The sequence below is a fragment of the Allohahella sp. A8 genome, from assembly GCF_047946665.1.
Lineage (GTDB): Bacteria > Pseudomonadota > Gammaproteobacteria > Pseudomonadales > Oleiphilaceae > Allohahella.
On record NZ_CP172312.1, the window covers coordinates 83,265 to 108,277 of the forward strand.

General features: G+C 53.7%; 19 protein-coding genes. 11 read left to right on the plus strand and 8 right to left on the minus strand.

Annotation, left to right across the window (positions count from 1 at the left end; all coding sequences use genetic code 11):
• Positions 1–126: 126 nt before the first annotated feature.
• Together ACH3PB_RS00395 and ACH3PB_RS00400 are read right to left on the minus strand one after the other, a co-directional pair.
• Positions 127–681 carry a hypothetical protein gene (locus ACH3PB_RS00395; RefSeq protein WP_416397494.1) on the minus strand — a complete coding sequence of 185 codons (555 nt, stop codon included), beginning with the start codon at positions 679–681 and terminating at the stop codon, positions 127–129.
• A 177-nt stretch (positions 682–858) separates the two neighbouring features.
• On the minus strand, positions 859–1,917 hold the full coding sequence (locus tag ACH3PB_RS00400) for a PPC domain-containing protein (protein ID WP_416397495.1): 1,059 nt from the start codon (positions 1,915–1,917) through the stop codon (positions 859–861).
• Positions 1,918–2,134: 217 nt separating this feature from the next.
• Between ACH3PB_RS00400 and ACH3PB_RS00405 the strand changes: the two genes are divergently transcribed.
• Positions 2,135–3,265: a hypothetical protein gene (locus tag ACH3PB_RS00405; protein WP_416397496.1), complete on the plus strand. Its 1,131-nt coding sequence runs from the start codon at positions 2,135–2,137 to the stop codon at positions 3,263–3,265.
• Between the two features lie 91 nt (positions 3,266–3,356).
• On the opposite strand, the gene ACH3PB_RS00410 is transcribed toward ACH3PB_RS00405, so the two are convergent.
• Together ACH3PB_RS00410 and ACH3PB_RS00415 are read right to left on the minus strand one after the other, a co-directional pair.
• Positions 3,357–4,328 carry a calcium-binding protein gene (locus ACH3PB_RS00410; protein WP_416397497.1) on the minus strand — a complete coding sequence of 324 codons (972 nt, stop codon included), beginning with the start codon at positions 4,326–4,328 and terminating at the stop codon, positions 3,357–3,359.
• A gap of 38 nt (positions 4,329–4,366) precedes the next feature.
• Positions 4,367–7,045 carry a hypothetical protein gene (locus tag ACH3PB_RS00415; protein WP_416397498.1) on the minus strand — a complete coding sequence of 893 codons (2,679 nt, stop codon included), beginning with the start codon at positions 7,043–7,045 and terminating at the stop codon, positions 4,367–4,369.
• Positions 7,046–7,226: 181 nt separating this feature from the next.
• On the opposite strand from ACH3PB_RS00415, the gene ACH3PB_RS00420 reads away from it, so the two are divergent.
• From ACH3PB_RS00420 to ACH3PB_RS00430, 3 genes are all read left to right on the plus strand, one after another.
• Positions 7,227–8,135 (plus strand): hypothetical protein, encoded by a 909-nt coding sequence (locus ACH3PB_RS00420; protein WP_416397499.1) that lies wholly within the window; start codon positions 7,227–7,229, stop codon positions 8,133–8,135.
• Between the two features lie 139 nt (positions 8,136–8,274).
• Positions 8,275–9,333: a hypothetical protein gene (locus tag ACH3PB_RS00425; RefSeq protein ID WP_416397500.1), complete on the plus strand. Its 1,059-nt coding sequence runs from the start codon at positions 8,275–8,277 to the stop codon at positions 9,331–9,333.
• 138 nt (positions 9,334–9,471) lie between these two features.
• On the plus strand, positions 9,472–9,615 hold the full coding sequence (locus tag ACH3PB_RS00430; protein ID WP_416397501.1) for a hypothetical protein: 144 nt from the start codon (positions 9,472–9,474) through the stop codon (positions 9,613–9,615).
• Positions 9,616–9,734: 119 nt separating this feature from the next.
• Here ACH3PB_RS00430 and ACH3PB_RS00435 read toward each other — a convergent pair whose 3' ends face one another.
• Positions 9,735–10,217, minus strand: a complete 483-nt coding sequence (locus tag ACH3PB_RS00435; protein WP_416397502.1) for an SMI1/KNR4 family protein — start codon at positions 10,215–10,217, stop codon at positions 9,735–9,737.
• Positions 10,210–13,194, minus strand: coding sequence for a DUF4781 domain-containing protein (locus tag ACH3PB_RS00440; protein WP_416397503.1), 2,985 nt, complete (start codon positions 13,192–13,194; stop codon positions 10,210–10,212). Before ACH3PB_RS00440 ends, ACH3PB_RS00435 begins: the two co-directional genes overlap by 8 nt.
• A 233-nt stretch (positions 13,195–13,427) precedes the next feature.
• Between ACH3PB_RS00440 and ACH3PB_RS00445 the strand changes: the two genes are divergently transcribed.
• The 5 genes from ACH3PB_RS00445 (at position 13,428) to ACH3PB_RS00465 (ending at position 21,146) form a co-directional block, all read left to right on the plus strand.
• On the plus strand, positions 13,428–15,404 hold the full coding sequence (locus ACH3PB_RS00445; protein ID WP_416397504.1) for a TolB family protein: 1,977 nt from the start codon (positions 13,428–13,430) through the stop codon (positions 15,402–15,404).
• Positions 15,405–15,868: 464 nt separating this feature from the next.
• Positions 15,869–16,594, plus strand: a complete 726-nt coding sequence (locus ACH3PB_RS00450; protein ID WP_416397505.1) for a WD40 repeat domain-containing protein — start codon at positions 15,869–15,871, stop codon at positions 16,592–16,594.
• Between the two features lie 260 nt (positions 16,595–16,854).
• Positions 16,855–17,874 (plus strand): hypothetical protein, encoded by a 1,020-nt coding sequence (locus tag ACH3PB_RS00455; protein ID WP_416397506.1) that lies wholly within the window; start codon positions 16,855–16,857, stop codon positions 17,872–17,874.
• Positions 17,875–18,183: 309 nt separating this feature from the next.
• Complete coding sequence (locus tag ACH3PB_RS00460) at positions 18,184–19,773, plus strand: substrate-binding periplasmic protein (RefSeq protein ID WP_416397507.1); 1,590 nt, start codon at positions 18,184–18,186, stop codon at positions 19,771–19,773.
• Between the two features lie 182 nt (positions 19,774–19,955).
• Positions 19,956–21,146 carry an ATP-binding protein gene (locus ACH3PB_RS00465; RefSeq protein WP_416397508.1) on the plus strand — a complete coding sequence of 397 codons (1,191 nt, stop codon included), beginning with the start codon at positions 19,956–19,958 and terminating at the stop codon, positions 21,144–21,146.
• Between the two features lie 24 nt (positions 21,147–21,170).
• Here ACH3PB_RS00465 and ACH3PB_RS00470 read toward each other — a convergent pair whose 3' ends face one another.
• Complete coding sequence (locus ACH3PB_RS00470; protein WP_416397509.1) at positions 21,171–21,665, minus strand: MarR family winged helix-turn-helix transcriptional regulator; 495 nt, start codon at positions 21,663–21,665, stop codon at positions 21,171–21,173.
• Positions 21,666–21,790: 125 nt separating this feature from the next.
• Here ACH3PB_RS00470 and ACH3PB_RS00475 point away from each other — a divergent pair, with 125 nt between their 5' ends.
• A complete protein-coding gene (locus ACH3PB_RS00475) occupies positions 21,791–22,990 on the plus strand; it encodes a multidrug effflux MFS transporter (protein ID WP_416397510.1) in 1,200 nt (399 codons plus the stop codon).
• A gap of 16 nt (positions 22,991–23,006) precedes the next feature.
• On the opposite strand, the gene ACH3PB_RS00480 is transcribed toward ACH3PB_RS00475, so the two are convergent.
• A complete protein-coding gene (locus tag ACH3PB_RS00480; protein ID WP_416397511.1) occupies positions 23,007–23,426 on the minus strand; it encodes a GTP pyrophosphokinase in 420 nt (139 codons plus the stop codon).
• Positions 23,427–23,662: 236 nt separating this feature from the next.
• On the opposite strand from ACH3PB_RS00480, the gene ACH3PB_RS00485 reads away from it, so the two are divergent.
• Positions 23,663–24,976, plus strand: coding sequence for a hypothetical protein (locus tag ACH3PB_RS00485; RefSeq protein ID WP_416397512.1), 1,314 nt, complete (start codon positions 23,663–23,665; stop codon positions 24,974–24,976).
• The last annotated feature ends 37 nt before the right edge of the window (positions 24,977–25,013 follow it).

Here is a 25,013-nt window from a genome sequence, read left to right on the forward strand (position 1 = left end):
CGAACGGGGCGTGTGGCTGTTGCGGGATGTAGGTATTTGGTGGCGATACGTCGTCGCCCCGGGTGGGTGCGGGGTGCTTAACCATGTAAGCACCCACGTCCCTCAGAAGATCTAGAGCTTGCTCTTCTAGAAGAAGAAACTCGCTCCACCCAGCAAGCCGATCTCGCCGTCCATGATTTCGAGTTCGCCCAGCAGGTGAAGCTGAGGCGTTATTGCAAATCGTGCTGTGCCGGATATTGCGAAGTAATCGGCATCGCCTGTTACGAAGCGCGCGCTGGATGCCAGTTCGAGCTGCTGATTAAGCTGGTGCCGTACACCGCCTCGAATGGCGGGCGCTGTATCGTCAAAATCATAAAAACCACGGCCATAAGAGTATTCCTGGAACTCGATACTGCCGCCTGCCCAGACGCTGGTTTTCATGTCGATCGCCTGATTATAGGCTGCACCGAACCAGTAATTAGTGTAGTCGACATCGTCCGAGAGGACTCGTAGTCCGGCCAGTGCAAAAAGATTATCAGTGAAACTGAACGCCCCGCGAATCTGTGGTCCAATAAAGGTCTGCTCGTCGACGAATAGCATATCCAGCCCGCCTTCAACGTACTTGTAATTCTGAGCATCCGCACTGGCTAAAGATGGCAAAAGGACTGCTGTCAAAACGAGTTTCTTCATACCTGAAATCATACTGCTTCCTGATGTGTAGTAGTCTCCGAGGGCGTTGATGTACCCTCGGAAGTGGGTGATGATTCATTGGTGAGCTGGCTAGCCCACTATCTCCTAGACGGACGAGGCGTCGGTTTTGGCGCAGAAATTTTTTCAAGGCGGTAGACGGAGTGCCCGTCTACCGAATTGCGATGATGGTTATTGGGTCACCACGGAGAGCGTATAGGGCTGGTCGCGTCCGTTGGTATCAGTGGCCACTACTCGTAGCCCCCAGCGAGTGGCCTGGTCAAGGGCAAGCGTCCGCCGGAAGCCTTCGGGATTCGTCATTGCCTGGCCTGATGCGATAACGGGCCCACCAGGCCCTGCGGTAATGTCGAAATTGACAGATGCTCCGTTCAGATCATAGAGCATAATCAGATTGTCACCGGCAGGTAGCTCGATCTGGTAGTAATCGACAGGGTCTTCTGTGGCGTTGACCGCGCCGTTGACTTCGGTATTTGGCCTGATTTCATTCGACTGAGAGGCCTGATCGTTTGGTTCTGATTCGCTGATGCCCGAGTTGCCGCCTGAACCACCGCCACCTGAACCACCACTTTCAGACCCACCACCAGAACTACCACGCTTTTCGGCTATGAGGCGATAGTCACTCGTCTGGCCAGCAGTGTCATAGCCGCGGACGGCAAGAAAGTATTCCTTGTTCGCTGTCAGCTCAATGTCGATGACTTCATCCTGGCCAGCATCGTTCTCACCAACGGCGATGGAATCTTCGGCCAAGTCATCTGCGATCAGCAGATCAAGGTCATTACCCTCGAAGCCTGTAAGCGTGAGGCGATAGCTGCCGGTCTGGGGTACTTTGAACGAATATACATCGAGAGAGTCGTTCTGTGAGTTCACCTGACCTTTCAGGTTAGTAAGCTCACCGATGTCGGCAATAGAAGTTTCGTCGTTGTTTGGTTCCTGATCCATATTCCTGAACTCACCGGAAGGCCCCATGAACTTGTTGTCTTCCGTTGTTCCGCCGCCTGGACCCTTCGAGCCTCCACCAGTATTGCCGCCTGTTATCGGCGGCTTAGCGCTGTCTCCGTCTTCACGAGGTTTTTTGTCGCCACCAGAACCGCCACCGCATGCGCTGAGCATGATGGCACTGACCAGTAGTGTAGTGAGGAATAATGGCTTGCGAGGACACATAGGTGCTTCCCTTCGTTGATTAAACTGCTCGAACGCACGGCCCGCATATTGCTGAATAGCAGCCTTCATGCGTCCGGACTCGTCCCTGAATCGGACGGACACAATAGAGTTCTGCTGCATACTTGAATAGCTAGGGCAAACCCTAGGTCCGCACAATCACTGACCCTTCTTTGCGAGAAATTAACCCAAAAGCCAATTGCTCCTGCCAAAAGGCGTTCATAATATGTTCTGCGTAGGAGCGTGCTCCGGCGCTTACAATAAAACTCAACTCGCTCGGGAAAATTCTATGTTCGAACGTAAGCAGTGTTTAGCACTCTGCCTGGTGTTACTCGCCGGTTGTGGCAGCAATGGCAATAGCGGTGGTGGTAACAATCTGGAAGCGCCTACACTAGGCGGCAGTTCGAGCGGGGATGGCTCTGAACTTGGTGATGCCGGAGTGGCAACCGAGTTGGACGGCACATGGGTAGCGGAGTGCACTCAGGCTGACGAAGGATCAAGTCTTGAAAGGGCAATCTTCAACAAAAATCAGTTCGAGTCCCGAGTTGAGTATTTCGACGACGGCGGCTGCACCACGCCTGCAGCGACACCAACGCAGGTATTGACTGGCACCTTCGCTATCGGTGCGCCCGTAGCGACATCTTCGGGGCTCGAGGCCAAGGCTATAGACTTGAAGGTGCAGTCGGCCAACGGCACGCCGGTATCTCAAATCATCTACAACATATTTTATCTTGATCAGGCTGGCCTGTTCCTCGGAAACGAGCGAGGCGTTACGCCTGAATTACGACCCACTGCGCTCGACCTGGACACGCTGCTCACAAGGCAGGGCGGGGCTAGCGGGGAACCGGGCAGTGGCACTGACGAACCCGAGACGCCCGATGATGGCGGTGCCGGCAATCCAGGCACTCCGGGTGATGGCGGCACTGATACTGGAGGAACACCTGGCAATGGGAACGGCACCGACGGCGGCGGGACAGACGGCGGTGGTGCTGATAATGGTGGCACTGACGACAATAGCGCGCTCGCCCAGGCTCTAGTCGGACGATGGAATGCTGGTTGTGCGGCGAATCCGACGGCTGGAGGGCCTAGCCACTTCACCGCTCAGTACCGCTTTACCGCGACTGGTGTCGAGTATCGCGTCGATAACTACGAAGATCCGGATTGCACAGTGCAGCTAAGCGCAGGCGACAGTAGTACTAGGCGTGGTGATTACACACTGGGCAATACCGTCACTACAGCCGAAGGCTTGCAGGCCACAGAGATAGATTTCGTGTTCTCTGACCTCGATGGCGAAGCGTCTGGTCTCGAGCGACAGGATATTATCGCGGTCGATGGCAACACGCTGTACCTGGGCGCAGAATCCGAGAACGGGGCACGGACTAACTCCTTGAATCTGCAGGATCCGCTCTCGAAGCAGTAGACCTTGTAGTGCGCGCCAGTTGCATTGCAGCTGGCGTAAAAAAGGCCGGCGTGAGCCGGCCAAAAGGTTGGGGATTTCTCGGGGGCGCCTACTAAGCGCCTTGGATCTTCACGTCGTGGCCTTTGCCACCGCTGAGGTCATCCCGGCCTTCGCCACCAATCAGATAATCATTGCCCTTGTTGCCTTCCAGCTTGTCGTTACCTTTGCCGCCATGGATGAAGTCATGACCTCTCTGGCCTTCTAGGCGGTCATCGCCATCGCCACCGTATAGTTCGTCGCTCGATCCACCACCTTCGATAAGGTCATTACCATCTCCCCCATATAGTCGATCACGACCCTTCTCGCCGTCGATCTTGTCATCACCGGCGCCGCCGTGAATCTCATCACTGCCTTTCCAGCCCTTCAGAATGTCGTTTCCATCGCCACCGTAGATTTTGTCGTTGCCGCGATAGCCACCGATCTCGTCATTGCCAGCACCGCCGTACAGCACGTCGTGACCCTTGCCACCGTCAATCTTATCGTCACCGAGACCACCATGTACGGTGTCATTACCTTTGCCGCCTTCAATAGTATCGTTGCCAGCCATGCCGAAGATCTGGTCGTTGCCCTTGCCACCGTAGATCTTGTCATCGCCCTTGCCGCCAATGAGGACATCATTGCCCTTGTCGCCATGCATTTCGATACCGAATTCACCGCCCATGATCAGGTCGTTGCCTTTGCCGCCGTGCACTACGACGTTTGGCTGGGGACCGCAGGTTGCCTTCCCACTGAACGTGATCATGTCGTCGCCTTTACCGCCATGGATCTCAATGTTCGCGGCGAGCTCCTTTGACAAGTAGTGTTTCTGGCCATTGATGTCCAGTACCATCGAGCCATCGTCGTTGGTGTGAGCATGGATCTTGTCATTGCCGTTGCCCGCGTCAATGATGGTCTTGCCGTTGTAGTTTACGCTGCCAAACGAGTCGTTCTTGAAAGTGATCGTGGCCTCTGGTGTCTTGAACGTGTCCTGACGCGCCAGCGCTTCATTTCGAAATTGTGCCTGAATGCCACTCATGAATCCCATGATGTCTTCCTTCCTTTGAGTTGATTATTGATTGAGGTTTAAGCGCTCTTCTGGAGCACGTGGTTGAGCTGTTGCGCTCGGCTTTCGTTGTTGTGTTTGACGTCGTCGACTGTATTCAGATAGGTCTCTCCTTTGTTCAACAGCTCCGCAAGCTGTGGCGTGATGTCTTCCATGATTTCCTTGAGTAACTCTGCATAGCCTGCGTTCGGCAATTCGTCAGCAAACTCAGCAACACGTGCACTGATGTCGCCGAGTGTCGTGCCGGCCTCTCGGATCTTGCCGATGCTTTCGCGGAGCGATCCGGTATCGATGCTGCCGAGAATGTCCGCCGTCAGCGCAGCCTTCATCGATGCAGACTGCAGGCCCTGAAGGTCTGGTCCGGCTACGCCAGAGCCATTGGCTACTGAGGCGCCGGTCGAGAGCTGAAGAGCGCTGCCGAGTTGGTCAGGCTTTGCCCCCTGAGCAACCCAACTGCTGAGCGCGGCGCCGACAGCCGGATCATTCAGTTGTTCGATGCCCGCCATCATCTGAGCCTGTATCCTGTTGGTGAAGGTGTCGCCCAGCTTGCTCATGACGGTAGAAAGATCCTGAGGTTTTTGGCTATCCGCTGCGCCGCTCTGCTTTCCATCCAGTGCGGTGAGCACGTTCTGCAGCATGTCCATCGAGAACATCTCGCCACTCTTTGACGCTATACGGTTGAAGACTTCACCAGCCTTCACGTTGGCTTCATCGAAGCGAGCGAGACCCTTGGTCACATCAGCGTCCACGCCGTCTTTGACGGTATCGAAGAGCTTGCCGAGGTCATCGATCTTGGCGCCATTCTCAATCCAGGTGTTCAGCCCGTCCTGCAGCGGCGCGTAGTCGACTCTAGCGTCGATCTGTTCGAGCGCCTGCGACTTCAGTGAGGCGGCAGTCTTGCCGTACATCGCTTCCCATGAGAAGTCATCGGCTGCCTTACCGATCTCAGCTGGTGCGGATTTCATCAGATCGATCAGGCCACCGGTGTCTGCGCCAGCCTTGGCCCAACCGGTCAGCTTTTCACGCAGTGGCGCAAAACTCACATCCTTGTTAATGCGGTCGGCCGCGATCTTCGACAGTTCTTTCAGACCAGAGTCCGAAGCTTTCTCGATCATCTCAGGCAGCTTGGCGAGATCGAAACCGCTGCGCACGGAGCTCTTCATACTATTGCCGAGTGGCTGTAAGTCGGACTTGGCGGTCGATGTGAGATCGACGGCTTTCGAAGCGAGCGCCTCGGCAGAGGCCTTGCTCTTCTCGAGCAGTTTCGGCCAGTCGATATCCTTGACCGAATCACCCAGCTTGCGATCAAGCGATGAGGTGGCTGCAGTGAGCTTGTCCCAGTCCGCGCCCTGTTCAGCCCAGTTTCCGAGCTTCTCACCCAGTGAAGAGAAATCGACTTTGGATTCGACGTTCTTCAGAACATCAGTCCCGGCGATGTCAAAAATTTCAGGCTTGATGTAGCTCTGCACCTGCTCGTTAGACAACTTGTCAATGCCTGACTGAAGATTGCTGCCCAGCCCATCACTATTGTTTGACCCCTTCAGGAAGGCGCCAGCCGCTGTGCCCAACCACTCCGAACCAGTTTCCTTGGCGATTTTGCCGGCGACGAGATCGGCCACTTCGCTCTTGACATAACTTACCGCGGCGGTCTTGAGCGCGGCTGCCACACCCTGTTGCGCGGCCTGCTGGGCGATCAGCAATGGACCTGTCAGGCCGCCACCGCTAGCGAGTGTGACTGCAGCGATCGCCACACTCGAGAACACCTCGGACTCCAGCACAGACTTCAGCGCCTCCTTGCCAGACTTTTCCAGACGATCGACGGCGTCGTCTCCGTTGAGAACATAGTCCGCAGGGAAGGTCAGTAGACGAGCTTGCAACTTCACGACATCCAGTGCCGCATCACCAAAATCCTTGACCTCGTCGCGTACTTTTTTGGCGACATCAGAAACTGCGTTTTTGACTTTCTTGAAAGCCTTCGACGCCCAGCCGAACTCCACTTCAATCTGCTTGCCATCAACCTCGATGACGCCCTTGTCGCTCTCGGTACGCATCCTTTGCATATCATTTGCAGACACAGGCTGACCACTTGTCATGGCGCGCAACATTTCGCCTTCGTCGCCCTTGGCATCACCAGCACCGAAGAGGCCATCGTAGTGGTGGCCGAGTTCTTCAATGATGTAGGCGGCAGCCTTGTCGGTATCCTGAAGCAGCGCTTCATTCAGAAAGATCGTGCCGTCGCCGTAAGCCGCATGATTACCGTGCAAGGTATCTCCACTGACGACCTTTATGTCAGGAATGCTACTGAAGTCACCAGCAAGAACCTGATTTCGAAGGGCTTCTACGGTATTTGGCTGATAGCGCTCGCCGTAAATCTGTTTGAACATGGCATGGAAGCCATCGGCATCGGATGCCAGGGTGGTCAGGGTCGCCTGAACCTTCGATTCAGCTTCCTGAAGTGCTGGATCCTTAGGCTGAGCCTGAACAATGCGGTCCTGTTTGAAGGACGCGACAAAGCTTTCAAGAGAGGCTTCGCCGTTAGCGCCATTGCTAGCAGGTTCGCTAACGTTGGTTAAGGTGGCTGTGTCGCTGGACGTCGAGTTCAGGTCCTGTGCCTGGTCCAGCCGAACAGTGGCCTCTTTCAGATGCTGTTGCGGCAGATGCTGTATAGCGCTGCTTGTGGTGGCGCCTATGGTGGACATGCTGAAATTCCTGTTGTCGTGTCATTGGTGACAACGACTGTACCGTTTTTTTCAGCGGCGCAAAGCTAGGGCGAACCCCAGCTAGGGAAAACCCTAGCTAGGGTCTGCCCTAGCTGTTCAGGATGATTTCTTCGTGCAGACTAGGCCGGTCGATAACACTCACTCAAAAAGGAATTTAGCTATGACTTCCATTCAGGCAGGGTATTCCGCTCAGGCGGCGAATCTTAATTTGACTTCAAACAGCTCACAAAACTCTCCAGTGGATATGGGCAACTGGCTAGCCCGTACTGGCGGCGGAATGGCGGCTGATGCGATCAATGCGTTGCCGATTGATGCAGGCAAGAAGCGTGAGGCGATTGCTGCTTTGATGGCCCAGTGCATGCCACCTGAAGCAACACCTCCAGGCTGCGGTGGTCCAGTAATGCCAGAGCCAGGCTGCCGTATCGAGCTGCCATGCTGTGGCACACCAGCTCAAGAAGGCGAGGCCATGCGCCAGCTGGATGATTTAAAGGAAGCTTTTAACAAGTTCTTCCAAGAAGTCATGACGCTTCTTGGCAAAGGCGGTAGCGAAAACTCGGAGTCGGCTAGAAATTCGAGAGCAACTGGTGCAGCCAGTAACGGTGCAGACGCTGCAGGTGGTGCAGGTGGTGCAGGTGGTGCAGAAGGTAGCCAAAGTCATGAAGGTATTGACCCAGGCGCCGACTTTTTCACTGCATTAGCGCACGCCATTGGTGAGACGCTGCAAAGGCAGGCCGACACTGTTAAAACCTTGTCTGATAAAATGATGACAACATCTGCAGCAGAAGGAAATGGAGGAGCAGCCGGTTCAACAGCACCGACAGATGGAGCAGCTGGTTCACCAACGCCGGCAGATGGAACAGCCTATCCAACGGCACAGACAGCTCAAGCCACAAATTCTTCTACGGCGGGGGAATCTGTCGATCCAAAAAACCTTCAGACGAGTGACGATTTGATGAAAGTTCAAACGCAGCTGACAGCTGAGACGATGAAAATGCAGTTTCTGTCAACGGGTCTGCAGACGGCGTTGAAATCGGTTTCGGATTCATTGAACACGATGGCGCGCGGTTAATAAGATGTTTTTAGAGCCCCAGAAGGGGCTCTAATTATTCATTGCCTCTTGGCATGGCGTGATGATATTTTCTGCTGGGGAGAGTGCTAAATTGCTCTCGCATACAGTGCGCACTGTTCAGTAGTCAATGGAGTTGACGATGAAGATATATACCCGCAAATCTTTAATTGCTATCAGTCTGGCTTGCCTTGGGTTGGTCGCATGTGGCGGCTCCTCATCAGACAATCCAGAGGCAGTTACTCCTTCACCAGAGTCTCCTGCTGGTTCCAACTTCACAAAAGGCCTTACCGGCACTCTCTATTTCAAGCGACAGAACCGGTATTACGATGCACTGGATATTGCGACAGGCCAAATTCGTCAACTTCGCGATGGAACCTTGAGGTTTGGGGGTTATTCGACGTCGTACGACGGCACTCTGCATACCATGACGGTGGGCTTCCATCCGCCCAATGATTTTCTTAATCGCTCGTCGAGGCTTTCTGTTCTGGATGACGGCGGACGCGAAGTCTACGTTTTTAACTTCGTTGGTGAAGCTGAAACGGAAGCAGTCATCTCCCCTGATAACCAGTACATTGCTGTTGTGGTTAAGGAGCATAAAGCGCCTTTCGAAAGAGGCTTACGTATCTACAGCGTTTCTGGACAGCTCGTCCGGTTTATCCCTGATACTGAAAAATTCGTATTCATGGACATAAATTACAACCGGAATGGAGCGTTGCTCGTCAGCGCTTACCGAAACGGTCTTTATTTCATGACCGACCCTCTCGTTGATGAGCCTCAGCTACTGCGGGAAACACCAGAAGCCTCAATGGTGGACATGACAGTAAGCCCAGACGGCGAGTCTCTGGCCTATGTAAGCGCGGGCGATCGACAACTCTATATTTTAGATCCTGAGAGCTCTGAGCCCAGGCAATTAACCTATGGGGTCGATAACACCAAGCTAGTAGGCGGGTTTGACTGGTCGCCCGATGGAAAGTATCTCGCTTTCGTCTACTACTCATCACCAGACTCGTGCCTTGATAGTAATATGCTAATAATCGAGGCCTCTGCTGATATGGAGCGTTTGCCTTCAAACACCAATGAAGTCAAGGCTGGGAGCTCTTCCGAGAAAATTTTCCCTGTGGACGCTTATATTCCGCTCATTGATGGTCCTTTCCTTTCATTGTTAGGGTGTATCAGTGGCGATCCCTCCTGGCGTTAGCGCTGGACGATATCTTCATCAGCGTGTAAATCACGTCTAAGGATTGGTTCACGAGGTGGGAGCTTACTTGGGACTTCGGGGTCGACGCTCATCGGATGAGCAAAGCTTTTATAGAAGGCTGTGAGTCAAGGAAGACAGATGAAACTAGTACAACTCTGCCTTGTAGTTGTGGTCATTGCACTGACCGCTTGTGGTGGATCAGGTTCTTCGTCAAAGAACGAGGCGAAGGCCGCCCCAGCACCAGGCTCGCCCGGACCCGTTAGCGGCTCGAACTTCACTTAAAGTCTTACTGCCATTCTTTATTTCAAGCGAAAGAGCCACTTATTCGAAGCGCTGGATCGCAACGGATAAAATCGTCAGCGATAACCTTTATTTCTCCAGTCCTACGATCCTTGACAACTTTAAAGCTCTACCATTTTTCCTGCTAAATCAGAGAAGCTGTTGGCTACTTTAGCTAGGCACTCGGGATAAACACCATTTTCTTCATCAAACTCTTCGTCGTCATCATATTCGAACTCATGATCAAAGTAATACACTTTACCAAATGAGCTGTCATTTTTGAGCGAAATTAGAAAATAGTTACCACCCGGTGTGTTTGCGATAGGGACCATTAGCTCGGGTAGATCATATTTTAAAACTGAATAGCTTTTATCTATATTTTCAGAGGCCCCACCAAATCCATAGAAATAATTTATAGTAGCACCATTTATATTTAGAGCGCTGCCGTCAAAAAACACTGAGGGCTTGCTTGGAGTGCCACCATTGCATGAAATCAAAAAACTTCTATATGCAGCTGGGAATTTCACACCAATTTTATTCTCGAAATACTCCAGCTCAGCAAGGTCTAGTGCTGGTCTTTGAACTTTCACTAATTGGTTAATCATTTAACATCCTCGAAATTGATGCTCCGCCCTTGTGTTTGAAGATATCATGAATACTTGAGTCCACGAAAAACAATGTTTTCAGATCCTCGGTATGGTGCCAAGTAAGGCCCGTGACACCGGTATCCGGATAAGTGCCGACTCTATCGCCCCAAGCTCTTCGACTGACGCCATAGACTTCAGTGACATTTACGCCCTGCCTCTCCAGAGCTTCCCAAGCCTTTGAGAAATCTCCGATCTCTGGCGGTGTAATATCTGTCTCACCAACTCCTCTCATTTCTGCTATTTCTACTCGTTCGACTGAGTATCTAGAAAAATCTGGAAACCTCAAACCTGCTAATTGAGGATTAGTAGATGGCACGTACGGAACTTCAACAAACTCTGTGCCACCTCGAGATTTTTCAACTGTCATTCCATAGATGAAAGTATCCGAATCTGCGTCGTAATGAACTGTTCCGCCCCTCTCGATCCAGCCCTCAAATATAGGAGTATTCGTTCCGGCATTCTTGGCGCCGTTAAACTTACCCCGAGAGTCTAAAGTTACAGGTACGGGATTTTCGAAGTTACTTAAGATAGAAGGTCTGCGAGAGGCAACTCCCGTCACCGATACCTGATCGTCGGCGACCATTATACCATTCTGAGCAGGCTGATCACCCAACTTCGGATTGCTCTGTATAGCCTCTAGCTCACTACGATAACCTTCGAGCTTTACCTTGAGTCCTTCGATCGTGTTTCCCCACATCTCTTTCTGCTGAGGCGGGGCCTTGTCCATTCTGGCCTGAGTAACCTCAATGAGCTTTTCGTGCTTCAGCGCTTCGAGCGCCACGACTTCGCCGTGGGTGCCTGGCTTGAAAGAGATTTCTGACCCGAACGCTCGACGAACAGCCCCCTGCAGGCCGCCGTTATCGATAATCATTCGGGCTATTTCTGTATGAACCTCGATGGAATCGGAGGTGGCATCAGGACCATGCTCGATTGAGAGGTTACCGTTCTTGGCGTCGAGCTGATTGATCCTTACTGCCGAACCCATGTCCGGGTTCATGCGCGAGCCGGCGCCAGTCTCGAGCAGGGCGCTGTTCATCTGAGCTCTGAATGAAAATGCGTCAGTAACTTTGCCGCCACTGGCTTTGGCTGAGACACCTATCATGCTGCCCCAGAAGGCCATGGATAGACCGTCCTGGAGCCTTTCGCCGGGACTGAGGTTGTCCCAATTTTTGCTCAACTCGTAACCTTGATTACCGACACTTGCGGCATCGGTAATCGTTGCAGCGGCATTCAGGCCGCCGGCGCCTCGGGCCATGGTAGGTGCGGCTTGCGAGCCGGTTTTAGCCAGTACAGTTGCAGTACGTATAGCGCCTGCACCGCCCAGAGTGAGCCCTGAGGCAGCTAGATCAAGCCAGGCTGCACGGGCGTCGGGGTCACTCAAGGACAAGGTCTGACCGTGCTCACTACGGTCCACTAACGTAGCAATCTGTTCGCCACCTTGAAAAGCCGCTGAACTCAATGCCACACCCCATGCAGCTGATACGAACGGGGTCGCCATGCCAGCACTACTGGCCAGGATCACACCGGTTGCGACTACGCCGCCAACTAGCGCCGCGCCGCGAGCGACGTCACCAGCGTGTTCCCAGAAAGTGTCGCTGACGCCAGGCGTATTCTCGGTGACGAGCTTGAACTGGCCATTGTCCATGCCGCCATCTGCAGGGAAGGTCATCTTGCCGGGGGGCAACTTATTATCTTTGCGCCAGTTTTCGAAGTTGTCGTAGACGCGACCCTGATTGTCGACAAACTTCTGCTGGCCCTGCTCGCCATCAACCCGGTAAAGCTGGAGGGCAACTGGGCCGGTCTCTTCGCTGGAGAACTGGATAGGCAAGGTGGCCACCCCAATCTCTCCGCCGCCCATCTGCGCCTGGGCCTTTCGAATGCCTTCAGAGATGGTCGTGACGACCGGATCGCCTTTGTAGAGGTTGAGCTCGCCTGCGAGTGCCTTTTTGGTCACTGCAGCCAGTTCATCGTCCGTTCTCGGCATATCGGACTGCGTGGGCCACTGGAGTTCTCGGCCCAGACCGGCGCCAATCAGGTTTTCAATGTCAGAACTTGAAGCAGCTACGCCAACGCTATGGTCGCCTCGCTGAGCAAGGGGCTGAAAGGCGAGGGTGGCGTGCGCTTCCAGTACCTGTTTATTCTCCCAGGGCTTGTCACCTTCCGCTGATAACGCGGCTTTGGCAAAGTCTGGATTATTCGCCAATTCACGCGCAGCCCATAAACGGCTGGCACTGTTGACATCGTTATTCGAAAGCAGTGCTCGTCCGGCTCCACTGGCCAAGGCTTCAGTGTAAAGCGCGGTGTTTTTTGCGATGGCTTCTGCTGAGTCGCTGCCAGTTTCAGCCAGTGCCTGAGCCATCGACGCCTGCAGACCCGAGTGCAGCTCCACATGCTCCGCGGGCGTCTTTACGAATATCATCGACAGGAGCGCGTTGCGGTTATCCGAAGGCGGTAGTTCCAGAATCTTGTCGAGGCTCGCCTTGATTGAATCCGCTGAACCAGCGGCAATTTCTTCAGCAAGTGCCGGTAATTTATTGCTGTCGATAGAGGCCAGTTTGTTGCCCCCGACCGCCGTATCGCCAAGCTGGGAACTGGTCAGGATTTCCAGACTGTCAGGGAGCTGAAACGCTTCGACTTCTTGCGGTGTGAGTCGCTGCCCGAGTTCCTGTTCCACATGGCGATAGTAGTCTTCCGTGTGATAGGACAAGCCAGGCTGCGATAGGCGCTCTATGACGCCCTCGTGCAGGGCCTTGGCGCCGACAGGATCTTGCCGCGCACGATCCGCAAGCTCCCGAGCCATGCCTTTCGTGTCGAGCGGACCAAATGTACTTGAGTAGCGAGTTATAAAATCGTCGACGGCCGGGCCGTTAGTGTTCTTGGGTGCAGGTGAGTTCAGCGGCGCACTAGCCGATGTTTGGGCAATCGCAGTATTCATCGTAACGACCTTGTCACATGAGGGCGGTTTGGCTGCGATATTACAAAAGGCTGAAGAGCCGCATAACTAGGGCGGACCCTAGCTAGGGTTTACCCTAGGTGCCGGGTGAGTGATGAAGGGCGTAAGCTGTGCGGGGCGCGTTTGTGTCTTGTGGCCGTCTAACGAATGGAAGCTCTCCTGCGCGTTAGGGCAGACGGCATGAAATGGATCGAGTCTTGGAAAAGGATTTCAGCATGGACAGGGTACTTCGTCCCAAGGTTCTCTCGCGGCTGACAGTTGCTGTATTTGCCGTGGGTCTTGGCGCTTGCGGTGGAGGCGGGGGTGGAGGTTCCGGCAAGGCGGGGCAGCAAGGTGCTGCTGGTGTGCCTTCTACAAAGGGTATCGCTGGTGGCCTTCCAGGGTCGCTGTTTTACGCCGAGCAATACAAAACCCTGCGAGTGGAAGTCGATACAGGCTTCGTCGAATACGTCTCTCCGCGTCTGAAGAAGCCGTGGTTCAGTCCCGACGGCGAAAACCTGGTGTGGCATACCGACGACGATGATCAGTATGTTCTGTACGTCGGGAAATCCGACGGCCGGCTTTTGACCAGTCTCAGGCTGGGCTTCACATTATTCAGCCAGTCCAAGTTATCGCCAGACAAGCAAATGGTCGCAGTCGGCTACGAGTTCGCCAATGGCACTCGCGGCGTTGCGATTTATCGGGTCTCCGATTGGAAGCTCATAAGGAACTTTGAGGATAGTGCTGATCGTATCCATAACACGTTCGACTGGATGCCCGACGGCTCGTTCGTGTTCACCGTAAATCATGGATTTTTTAAACTTGATATCGTCGGCACCGGCGGGCTGATTAATGGACAACCCGCTCTGATTACTGATCTGGGTGGAGGAAGCCCAACCAGGCTCAGTTTGAGCCACGATGGTAGCAAGATGGCGTTTGATATGGTGGCCGATGATGGCTATCGGCACTTGTTCACGATGAGCATTGATGGCAGCGGATTATCACAACTTACCGACAGCTATCAGGACTCTGAATATGAAGCGACGTGGTCGCCGGATGGCAATGCGATCGCGTTTCGTCATGGCGATGCCTGGCTGGGATGTCAGATCGGCCTTACCAGTTCACTGTGCTATGGTGACTGCCCGGACGTACTGATAGTCCCGGCAGAGGCGGTCAAAATCAAAGTGGCCGAAGGCGTGCGCTCTAGCGATGTCATATACCCACGAGCGCTCCATGAGGACAAATTGATAGGATTGATCTGTCCAGAAGAGGCGCCAAGCTGGACACGAAACCCGTCAGTACCGGCTGCCGAATTCGGCAAAATGCGGGACTACAAGCAGTTCAATCTGGGTCTTGGCGGGAGTCTGTATTCGGTCACTCGAGAGGGACGGCCAACCGCCGTTGACCTGAAGACAGGCCAACATGCTCTTCTTCCCTGGTTTGAAGAGCAGGGCATGGCGGTTCCTTACTTTGCGAGGGAATCCGGGGAGATGTTTTCACTGCAGAGCTCGCCGCGCTATCACCAGAACGCTCATCAGGTGGTGGTCAGAAAACCCAATGGTGATGAAGTCACGTCCTTCCTCTTGCCCAAATCCGAAAATACCGGGGTGCCGATACCATCACCAGACGGCAAACGAATTGCGATAAGTAGAATGCTCCCTAACGCTGACGGGAATACTGAACAGGTCATTACTATCTTCAATCGCGACCGAATTACCGATGCCAGTCAGGAGTTCGCAGGATTCCACCGTGCTGCCTGGTTGCCGGATGGCAGGCTGTTGCTGACTAAAGCTGGAGAAGTGTTTATCAGCTTCGATCCTCTGGACGATTCGACCAGCAGTGATGATATGCAGCGAGTCACCGACCTTGGAGCCTTTATCTATGATGTGGCGGTTAGCCCTGATGGTACGAGGCTCGCTGTTTCGATGTTGAATCGCGTCTACACAGTCAACATCGATGGCTCGAAACTGACACAATTAACCGCTTCCGACGGTCCTGTTTTCAATCCCATGTGGTCTGCAGATGGTGGCTATATCCTGGTGCGGAAAACCATCCTGAGCACGCTTAATTCTGTGTTCGCTATACCTTCCGATGCAGTGCGTGCATTTGTCGGGTTCAAAACGATTGTCCCTACAAGCGCTGTTCTGTTGAAAGATCACCGGGGGCGGGTTATCGAAAGTGACTATCAGGTACAGTGGTTCGAAGCGCTGTAAGACTTTACCGAGGGAAAGGCCATTCGTCTGCAGCGAACGATTGCTCAGGCATGTTCCGGGTCACGCCAAGCTGACCACCTGGCATTCATATTGGTTGTCGGCTCCAGTTACATGAGGGCGGCAATTCCTCAATTATGCAATCAAGGAGGCCTAGTGCCAGCAAAAGAGATTTTCAGAGCTGCCGCTCTTTGCGTCCCACTCGTTGTGTCAGCATGCGGGTCGGGGTCTTCGAATAGCGGATCTCCGAGAGAAGTGGGAGCTTCGCCGGAGAAAGAGATCAACCGAGGCATCCACGGTACGATTTTCTATAAATCGGCTGCCAAGGTCAGCGCCCTGGACCTCCAGAACCAAATCCGCGAAATTTTTATAACGAACGTTTGATTCAGGGGTTGTCAGCTACTCCAGATGGCCGCATACAAGCACTCACCACTCGCGGCCCGGACAGCTTCACTGGTGCTGTACGATTGTTCACCGCCACTGGCGAGCTAGTATCGGAATTTCTGTATCCTACTTTTGCGGTGAGTGATCCGGCCATCTCACCTGATGGTCGGTTCATCGCTATCATCTTAGAGCCCCGGAATAATCAACAGGACTACGGTGTCCATATTTACTCACCGGAAGGACAGCTGCTGCGAATCATCAGAGACTCCGCGACAGAAGGTCGTTTAGCATCGAGTGTTACATGGACCGTGGATGGTAAACTCGCGATCAGCTATACCAGTCGTGGGGTATTCATAGTCGAGGATTTGTTGGCAGGTGAGCCTCGCCTCCTCGTAAATACGCCCAATTACACGATGATGAATATCAACTTCAGTCCGAGAACGGATCAGTTGGCGTTCAGGTCTTCTCTCGACTCACAACTGTATGTTTATAGCAGCGAAACAGGAAAAGTCCGCCAAGTGACCAAGCACAATGGCCCGGAAATCAACGATCCTGAGGAGAGAATTACTGGGTTCGATTGGTCGCCCGATGAACGGTTCTTTGTGGCAACGATTACTAGCTACCTTGACGATGATTGCCAGAACTCAACCGCTGTTATTATTGAAGCTGATGCCAACGCAGCACTATTGCCAGACAATACGTTCCGCAGTAGCTACACGAGCGATGACATTTTCACTGTTCAACAGTTTTTCTCCACGGTCTACATTAGCCTTACCTGTACACTCGGCTCGGTGACGTGGAGTGAATAACAATCGTTTCGACGCGGCTGTTTGATATACGCCGCCCAAAGTCCGGCTTCGATGGCGCCTGCGGTCAATAAGCCGATTCAGTTGCGCCGAAGGCTAACTTCAATTCTGGCGTTGGATGTGTGACGCCAACGATTCGACAGAACCACGCCCCGAAACCAACCCAAAAGCCGATTGCCTCTTTCCCAAGCTCTCCCTATCATGCAGCCTGCCGGGGCCTGACTCAGAGCTCACAAAATAATCAAATCACACAAGGATGTCTTATGTTCGAACGTAAACAATGTTTCGCACTCTGCTTGGTTTTGCTCGCTGGTTGTGGCAGCGATGGCAAGAGCGGTGATGATAAGGTGCAGGCGCCAGCGGTCACAGACAGTTCGAGTCAGGGCGGCTCAGAGCTTGGCGTGGCAGGTGAAGCCACGTTGCTCGAAGGCACGTGGTTGGCTGAGTGTAGCCCCGGACAGGGCGGCGAAATTGCTGAGGGCTCCAGTCGCCAGAGCAGGATATTCGACAAGAACCGCTTCGAAATGGTCGTGAATTTTTATGACGACCCAGACTGCACGACACCCTCCACGACCACGGAAGCACAACGATTGGGTGGCACCTTTGCCATCGGAACAGCCGTTGCCACTACTGATGGGCTCCAGGCCAATGCGCTCGACATGCAGATAGATCCTGTATCCGAAGATGCGCCAGCGTCCACCCAGTACGATATTTTCTATGTTGATTCGACCGGGCTCTACTTTGGCAATGAGTTTGCCGCGACACCTGAAACCCGTACCACAACGCTCGATCTGGCTAGAGTCTTCGTGCTTCAGGGTGGTGCGGATGATGTGCCAGTCAGTGGTACGGATGGGACCGATCCAGAAGTCCCTGGGGATAGCAGCGCGGTCGCTCAGGCGCTCGTTGGCCAGTGGAAGGGACAATGCGTAGAGAACTCGACGAGTCGTGGCACAACACACTATGCCGGCGCGTATAACTTTACTGAAAGCGGCGTCGAATATCTGACTTATGCGTATGACAATGCAGACTGTGTTGGAGAGCCCACCGCCATCAAGACCGCCGTTAGTGGAGAGTACACACTCGGGTCGACGGTCACTACGACAGAAGGTATGCAGGCCACTGAAATAGGTTTCGAGTTTTCGGAACTGAACGGCGAGGCATACAGTTTCGAAAGAACGGATATTCTAGCCGTTGAAGCCGGTTCCCTCTATCTGGGCGGCAAGCTCGAGAACGGTGGCCGAACCAATTCGCTAAATCTCGACCGTCCTTTTGTAAGTCAGTAGTCTTTAGGCATGCGTCGGTTGCTGCGCAACTGACGCTATCCACGGTTCGCCTGTAGGTCCCCTCCCGCGCTGATCGGCGCAGTCATCAAGCAGTACAAAAAACAGACCGGGCTCGGTGCGCCGGCTTACATTAAGTATCCTGCCTCTGCCACGGTCTTCCCCGCATTCCTCTGAAAGTGTCATCCTCATTACCGTGCATCAGCGACATTCCGGCAGAAGATGCAATCGCAAAATCGAACTTCGACTAATCGTTGACAAAGACTTTTGCCGAGCTATTAATGACTAATACTTCCCACCGGACCGAGCCAGATGCTACGTGTCGTTCGTTATTTCATAACCATTACTCTGATGGCTGCTCTCGCAGGCGCTTTTGGTGTAAGCGCTGAAATACCATCGGAGCCGGGAAGCGCTGGCCAGATCCAGGAGCGCGCCGCTTCGTCAGATAAGCCGTACCTGGTCTCCACGCAAACCCATCCAAAGGTGGCGCGTGAATTCAGAATTTCATTCGGCCCATGGGCGCCTTTTACCCATATTGAAATTAACAGCGGCGGCATCCTCGCGTCGCTCGCAGAGGCAGCATTTGCCAATCAGGGCTACGCCGTCAGTTTTTATCAGACGGACTGGCCTCATGCGTTGGAGATAACCAAATCCGGCAAGGTGGATGCCACCGTTGGCTGGCTCCATTCAGAAGAGAGGGCAAGCGAAACCCTCTATTCAGACTCGATCGCTTACACCACTAATGTCATCTTCCACCATAAAGATCTGGATATCAGCTGGGACACATTGACTGACTTTTCCGCTCTAAGAGTCGGTGTTACCGCTGGATACTCTTATGGCACAGACTTTGACGAGGCCGTTCGCAAGAAGGTCTTGAAGGTGTCTTCCGCAGCAAGCGACGCGGCAAACCTCGAGCGGCTTATCAAGGGTGAGATCGATCTGTTCCCGGTCGATGCGCTGGTGGGCGAGCATTTGCTCGAGACACTCTTCCCGTTGGATGCAGACTCCCTGGTCTATGATGAGAATCCTCTGCTGCAGGAACCAGTGCATCTGCTCGTTTCACGAGATCATCCGGAAGCACAGAAGATTATCCAGATATTCAATCGGGGATTGCGAGCAATCAAATCCTCCGGTCTGTATGAAAAGACCCTGCAGGATATGAAAATTGTTTTAGCCGTTGAGCGCATGAAGGTGTACACAGAGGAGTATGCGCCCTTTAACTATCTTGATAGTGAAGGGCAGTTGAGGGGTATGGCGGTTGATATCTTCAGCCAGCTCACAGGCATCATCGGTGCGCGCAACAAGACCAGTGTGGATAGTGTGTTCCCGTGGGCCCGTGCTTACAAAGAGGCACAACGGAGCCGCAATTCCGTGCTATTTGCGATAACCAGAACGCCCCAGCGAGAGAAGTTGTTCAAGTGGGTGGGTCCGATCGTTCGCTCGAATATCGTTTTGACTGCAAGGAAAGACCGCGGCTTTTCCGGGAGGCCCCCAGAAAATCTGGATGCCGTTCGAATATGCGTTATTCGAGACGATGTTGGCGAGCAGTTATTGCTACAGAGGGGTGTTCCAGCGGGCACCTTATTCTACGTGAATAGCCCCCGTAACTGCGCGGCCATGTTGCACGCTGGCCGTGTGGATTTATGGGCCTATGGAAAGGAGCCTGCTCGATGGTATCTCACACAGGAAGGCGCTGATCTCAACGAATTCGAAGAGACCTTCATGCTAGAGGAGTCCTCGCAATACCTGGCGTTCAATCCCAAGGTGCCGGATGCGGTCGTGGGACGATTTCAGGAAGCCCTGGACTTTTTGCGCCTGTCTGGTGGGCTGAAAGAAGTGCTGGATAATTATCGGAATGCGCGCCCGGAAAGTGTTCGAGCCCCGCTGGAGAAGTTGCAGTAGCTGCCGCAGTTGTTCGATATCCTCTCGCGATGTCAGCGGGTAGTCGCGCCGCCCTGTCTATTTCAGATAAGTAGCGCCTTCCAAAGACGCTCTTCAACCTTTATCCTGCTATTATCTTGTTTTGGATAATTGAAGATAATTGGCTCATCTCTCCGACCAGCTCGACAGAATGGATCTACAAAATGCGCAAAGATCGTGGACACTTCTATCGGCCGGAACTTGTGCAGAAGTTCGCAGATGATATTACCGGTCAGAATCCGTTCAGCGACAGCTCAAACGGATTATTTCTGAGCGGGCCAAGGCGCACAGGCAAAACGTCCTTTCTTCGTAACGAACTCATGCCAGCTCTGAGCAACTACGGTTATCTCGTGCTCTACTGTGACATGATGAATGAGCCTGGCTATGACGCCTTCAACGCCTTCAAAGTAGCCGTGTCCCGCACCGCCGACGCGATAGGCTTGAGTGGGCTCATTGGGGCTGGCGGCATGGGCTTCAACGAGATCAAAGTACCTTCGGTCGGTACTATCGATCCAAAGCTCATTGCTGCCATAGACTTTCGCACCGTTGAGACCGCTTTGAGTGACCTGCGCAGAAAAGTCAGTAAGGATATCGTTCTCGTGATAGATGAAGCCCAGCTGGCAATGACCCACCACAATGGTAACGCGTTTATGGCAGGCTTGAAGAGCGCACGGGATCAAATGCGCTCGGACGGTCAGCAGCATCTACTTCTGATCATGACCGGTTCTGATCGCGATAAGCTGATGCGACTGGTTACCAGCAAGAATGCGGCCTTTTACGGTAGCCAGGTGCAGGAGTTTCCCTTGCTCGATGAGCGCTACATCGACTTTGTCTGCAAGCTGGCTGAAGACTTCACCAAGGTTCAGATGCTCGATCGGAACAAAATGGCCCGCGCTTTCGAGCTGTTCGAGCACGAGCCACAAACCTTCAAGAGTGCTCTGTCGACCATCCTCAGCAAGCGGGCTCTCGGGTCAGAAACGGTGGTTCGAATCGAGACACAGATGGTTGATATGGCAATAGCGCAGCGTCTGGCGTTGATCGAGCGTTTTCAAAACACGGTGAAGGCCTTGCCGCCTCTGCAACAGGCTATCGTCACTCTAGTAGCTGAAAAGGGCGAAAACTTCGAACCCTACACTCAGGTTTCGCTGGATTACTACACCCGTGCCACGGGCGAAGTGGTGACGCCATCACGCGTTCAGAAAGCTCTGGACAAACTGCGCGCAGACGATTCAGCTATTCTCTGGAAGTCTCATCAAGGGCAATACGCCTTACAAGAAGGTGCCATGGCCAGGTGGATGCGCGAGGGTCGCCCAGATGAAATTTCCAGATCAGGCCGATTGAGTAAGCGAACTTGAGCTTTCGCCGAGGACAATTCTCTACTACTCCATAGACTGCAACACCTTGGCCAATAGCCGATCCAGCTGCTCGATATCCTCATCGGACACCTTCGAAATCATCTCGCGATGCTTACGGCTAATCGCGAGCATAGATTCCTCCGCCACGTTCTTCCCCTCTGGCGTGAGCTCCACGAGCTTGCTCCGCCCATCCAGCTCATTATCCACCCGCTGTACCAGACCTGCCGCTTCCAGACGATGCAGCACTTTGGTCAGTCCACCCGAACTCACCAGCATGTAGTAATACAGCTGCGTTGGTGAAAGACGATAGGGCTCGCCGCTCCGGCGCAGGGTGCTCAGCAACCTGAAGTCCGCATCCTGCAGCCCTTGCGCTTCCATCACCTGTCGAATCACCTGCTGAAAGCCTTCGTTCACCCGGATCATGCGCGGCACCGCCGTGGTCATCAGCGAGTGGGCTTCCGGCCAGTTCTCGCGCATCAGTGCGAGGAATTCGTCAAAGGGCAGGTGAGTATTGCTCATGGGCATTCGGGCTCAGTGAAAGTTCGGCAAACTACCTTGCTGGAAAGATAGATGCAAGGTATTCTCTTTCTGGAAAGATAGTTGCGTAGGCAGCTATTCCCTTGATCAGTGTACCCAAGGAACCGATGAATAATCTCAGGTTTGCTCTGCCGATTGCGATGGTCATGGCACTGGTGCCACTCGCATTGGATCTTTATTTACCGGCGATGCCGGCTATGGCATTGGATTTCAACGTTGGCGCGGATGATATCGCGACCACGATCAGTCTGTTCGTGCTGGGTGTGGCGCTCGGCCAACTGGTCGGTGGTCCGCTGTCTGATCGGCTAGGGCGGCGGACGGTTATTCTGAGCGGGCTGGTTGCGTTCTCGGCGAGCAGCCTCGTGATCATGATGGCTGATGTCCTGTGGGTCGCGCAGCTGGCGCGTTTTGCCCAGGCGATTGGTGGCGGCTTTACTGCTGTATGTATTCCAGCGCTGATTCGTGATCGTGCGGTGGGCGTAGAGGCGGCCAAGCTATTTTCGCTGGTCGGCCTCATCATGATCGCTGTGCCGGCACTTGCGCCCTCGGTGGGCGCACTGATCCTTCAGCTTTCGGACTGGCGCAGCATATTCGCGGTGTTATCGGTAGCCGCTGTACTGATGATGTTGATTATCTGGCGCGTGTTGCCGAAAAGAGGGCCTGCGGTTGATCCGGTAGCGACGCCGACGCCTGTTCTGAAGCGCTATCTGCATGTCTTGCGGCAACGCAATGCTCGTCGATATCTGGCAACCCAGGCGCTGGCGTTCAGTGTGATGGTCGTGTTCATTACCAACGCATCCTTTATCTACCAGGCGTACTTCGGCGTCTCAGAAAGAACTTTCGGTCTTCTGTTTGCTGCGAACATCGTGATGCTGGCTGTGCTGAATCGGATCAACAGTTGGCAGCTGAATGTAAGGTCGCCCGAGACAATGTTAAACCTTGCGTTGTGTATACAACTTGCAGCTGTTGCTACGCTGGTGAGCACGCTGGCTTTCGATCCACCACTGTGGCTGGTTGCCGGCTGCATCATCCTCACGGTCGGCAGTCACGGCATGATCGTGCCTAATTCTGGCGCCTTGTACATGAGTTGCTTCGACCGCCACACTGGCTCAGCCTCAGCTTTTCTCGGCGCCTCCCAGTATCTGTTGGCGGGCCTTGCCGGCGGCCTGTCGACCCTGCTGCACAACGACACGCTATGGCCCGTTGCGCTGATCATGTTGTCGCTGTCGTTCGCTGCGAACATCATTCTCGGCAAGGGTCAGCCAGCGGATGACGAGCAGCTGGAAGTGGAGGCCAGCGCGCCTTGACCGTGGAGCGCCTAAGCTACTCCGCAAGCACCTTCAATGCCTTGTGGTACTTCTTCGCCCGGGCCATGTCCCGGTTGGTGAGCTGATCAAGACGGGTGAGGTTGAGGTTGTCCTTGATATCGGCAATCTTCACCCGCCTGGCGAGGTCGTCCTGGGCGATTCTCGCAAGAAAGCTGTCGTAGCTTTCACCGCGCTGCCGTGACAGACAGTCGATCGTAGCGATGATGTCTTCAGAGAAGCCATACTTCTCAAGATCCGCAGCCGTAAGGCCGGTGTCTTCCACCACATCGTGCAGCACGGCCACGATCATTTCGTCATGGTACTCGAACTGCATCATCACCCTGAGCGCGTGCAGAATATAGGGGTTGCCGCCCTTGTCGGTTTGACCGGCGTGAGCTCGTGTGGCGATGGCGATCGCCTTGTCCAAATTGGTCATGATTGGATACGTCCGTGATATCGGCCCCTAAGATAACAGCTCCCGACCTTGGCGTGTAATAGCCCATTGGCTCAGCCGCTCACTAGGCCTGGCACCTTGCAAACTATTCTGCAATTTCGTGGTCATAGAGCCTCCCTGTAGCAAAAATGTCCCACCTAGGGTTCGCCCTAGTTACCGACGCCTGCATTTATCTTGATAATCGAGTCTACTTCACTCAGTTACGACAGGGATTGCACATGACCTCGCTCAGTTCCGTAGGCGCCGCCGGCGCTTCTTTCGCATTCAACCCTTCTGCTGCCGCGGGATTGCCTCCCAGCGCACAGCAGCTGATTCGAGACTTCACGAATCCATCGACCGGTAGCCTTGATACCCGGGGACTTGCCGACCGAATGGCGGAGCTTGCAGACGGTAATCAAGAGCTTGCGGAATCGCTGTTCGGTGACGTTGAATCGGCGCTGAAGATGGGCAGGGATTGGCAATTCCCATTGGCTCATCTTCGAGAGGATTTCGATATTGCGTTGGGGGGAGGGCAGACTGTTGAGCCGTTGTTCGGCGACCTGTTGGATGCTCACAAAGAGAAGACCGCAGAGCAGCGTGCGGCGCTTCAAACACTTTTGGAGGAGAATCCCGGGTTGGAGCAAAAGCTTGAGAAGGACCCTCACTGGCAGCTTCTCAAGCTTGAGAGTACAAATGCAGATAAGACGCTATTGGTAGGTATCGGTTCACAATCGACTGGCAGTGGCCAGGCGCTTATGACCCGACTGTTCCAGGCCATTGGCATCGGTACGAGTGGTGCATCGCCAATGGGCCTAGTGAAAATGACCGCAGGCTTGGTAGGCGATGATATCAACGGCCGGATCGGATCTGAGGCGATGGGAGAGGCTGCTGTTGATCCGTTCGATCTAATCCAGAATGGTACCGAGTTGATCAAGAGGAGCTTTGGTGAGCGAGAAGCTGCTGCGGATACCCTTCTTGAATACGCTCAGCTTCAGGCAGAATTTCCAAGTGGCGAACAACTTGACACGGCACGACTTGAGAGAGCGAAGTTCGCTGCTGAAGTGTTGGATCTTCAGAGTATGGCTGTTGATCCAGATGAACTAGTAAAATTCGCATCCGATACCGCGAACGCCGCTGGAGGCATCGATAGGGTGATCGACGAAGATTATTCTGACTTCACCTTCGATACCAGAGATCGACATTTTCACAATGGGAGTTTGGACCGAGAGAGCTACTACGACCAGGCGTCAGCGGGCATAGCGGTTTGGGAGCAGGAGGGAGGAAATTGGACTCAGTTGGCGAATGAGGCTATTAGACATTCTGAAGCAGTTGAGAGGTATATCTCGAGGTCCCCAGCTTTAAATTCGGCCCTGGTTGAGGGCAAGGTTGTGCTGGCCGAAGTTGCTGCCGCATCGGACTCCGGGGCAATAAGTCCAGAGCTATCGGAGAAGGTGTCGAAAGTGAATGAGAACCTCAGAGAGCTAATGGCGCCGTTGCAAGAGGACCTTCGGCAATTGCAAAAAATCAAAGCCATCTGTGACGCGTATCGTTAACCTGCACCGCAAACAAGGTGAAATACTTTTTTCGATA

Bases quoted from the DNA above. Each gene is read 5' to 3' on its own strand.
- ACH3PB_RS00395 (WP_416397494.1), bottom strand. From the start codon at position 681: ATGATTTCAGGTATGAAGAAACTCGTTTTGACAGCAGTCCTTTTGCCA.
- ACH3PB_RS00400 (WP_416397495.1), bottom strand. From the start codon at position 1,917: ATGAAGGCTGCTATTCAGCAATATGCGGGCCGTGCGTTCGAGCAGTTT.
- ACH3PB_RS00405 (WP_416397496.1), top strand. From the start codon at position 2,135: ATGTTCGAACGTAAGCAGTGTTTAGCACTCTGCCTGGTGTTACTCGCC.
- ACH3PB_RS00410 (WP_416397497.1), bottom strand. From the start codon at position 4,328: ATGGGATTCATGAGTGGCATTCAGGCACAATTTCGAAATGAAGCGCTG.
- ACH3PB_RS00415 (WP_416397498.1), bottom strand. From the start codon at position 7,045: ATGTCCACCATAGGCGCCACCACAAGCAGCGCTATACAGCATCTGCCG.
- ACH3PB_RS00420 (WP_416397499.1), top strand. From the start codon at position 7,227: ATGACTTCCATTCAGGCAGGGTATTCCGCTCAGGCGGCGAATCTTAAT.
- ACH3PB_RS00425 (WP_416397500.1), top strand. From the start codon at position 8,275: ATGAAGATATATACCCGCAAATCTTTAATTGCTATCAGTCTGGCTTGC.
- ACH3PB_RS00430 (WP_416397501.1), top strand. From the start codon at position 9,472: ATGAAACTAGTACAACTCTGCCTTGTAGTTGTGGTCATTGCACTGACC.
- ACH3PB_RS00435 (WP_416397502.1), bottom strand. From the start codon at position 10,217: ATGATTAACCAATTAGTGAAAGTTCAAAGACCAGCACTAGACCTTGCT.
- ACH3PB_RS00440 (WP_416397503.1), bottom strand. From the start codon at position 13,194: ATGAATACTGCGATTGCCCAAACATCGGCTAGTGCGCCGCTGAACTCA.
- ACH3PB_RS00445 (WP_416397504.1), top strand. From the start codon at position 13,428: ATGGACAGGGTACTTCGTCCCAAGGTTCTCTCGCGGCTGACAGTTGCT.
- ACH3PB_RS00455 (WP_416397506.1), top strand. From the start codon at position 16,855: ATGTTCGAACGTAAACAATGTTTCGCACTCTGCTTGGTTTTGCTCGCT.
- ACH3PB_RS00460 (WP_416397507.1), top strand. From the start codon at position 18,184: ATGCTACGTGTCGTTCGTTATTTCATAACCATTACTCTGATGGCTGCT.
- ACH3PB_RS00465 (WP_416397508.1), top strand. From the start codon at position 19,956: ATGCGCAAAGATCGTGGACACTTCTATCGGCCGGAACTTGTGCAGAAG.
- ACH3PB_RS00470 (WP_416397509.1), bottom strand. From the start codon at position 21,665: ATGAGCAATACTCACCTGCCCTTTGACGAATTCCTCGCACTGATGCGC.
- ACH3PB_RS00475 (WP_416397510.1), top strand. From the start codon at position 21,791: ATGAATAATCTCAGGTTTGCTCTGCCGATTGCGATGGTCATGGCACTG.
- ACH3PB_RS00480 (WP_416397511.1), bottom strand. From the start codon at position 23,426: ATGACCAATTTGGACAAGGCGATCGCCATCGCCACACGAGCTCACGCC.
- ACH3PB_RS00485 (WP_416397512.1), top strand. From the start codon at position 23,663: ATGACCTCGCTCAGTTCCGTAGGCGCCGCCGGCGCTTCTTTCGCATTC.